This is a genomic window from Enterobacter sp. R-1.6.2 (genome assembly GCF_035064085.1).
In the GTDB taxonomy this organism is placed as follows: Bacteria; Pseudomonadota; Gammaproteobacteria; order Enterobacterales; family Enterobacteriaceae; genus Enterobacter; species Enterobacter asburiae_B.
In genome coordinates, this window is sequence record NZ_JASEYI010000130.1 from 1 (window position 1) to 398 (window position 398).

Sequence of the window (398 nt, forward strand, 5' to 3'; positions counted from 1 at the left end):
AAACATCAGTACATCTCCCTCGGGCGGTGGATGATGTGCGTGACGACGCCAAAGATATCCAGATCGTCCGGGTCGGGGTAAATCGGCGACCAGGCCGCGTTCATGGGTTGCAGCGTGAGTCGTGGCGTCAGCAGAAGCCGTTTAACCGTAAACTCCCCCTGCACGCTGGCCACAACAATATCGCCGTGCCGGGGCTTCTCGGCACAGTCCACAACCAGCAGATCGCCATTGTAAAGGCTGCCGTCGGCCATGCTGTCACCGCTGGCGCGAAGGTAGTAAGTCGCGCTCGGATGCCGTATGCAGTAATCATGGAGATCCAGATCATCGGGTAGGAACAGGCCATTGCTGACCCATCCCCCCCTAAGAACCGTACGTGAGAGTTTCCCCTCATACGGCTC

The 398-nt window shown here is 58.5% G+C and carries 1 protein-coding gene; it reads right to left on the reverse strand.

The features are described from left to right. Positions 1–5: 5 nt before the first annotated feature. Positions 6–398 (reverse strand): translesion error-prone DNA polymerase V autoproteolytic subunit (umuD, locus tag QMN93_RS26325; protein ID WP_323620251.1); only part of this gene is annotated, 393 nt, incomplete at its 5' end.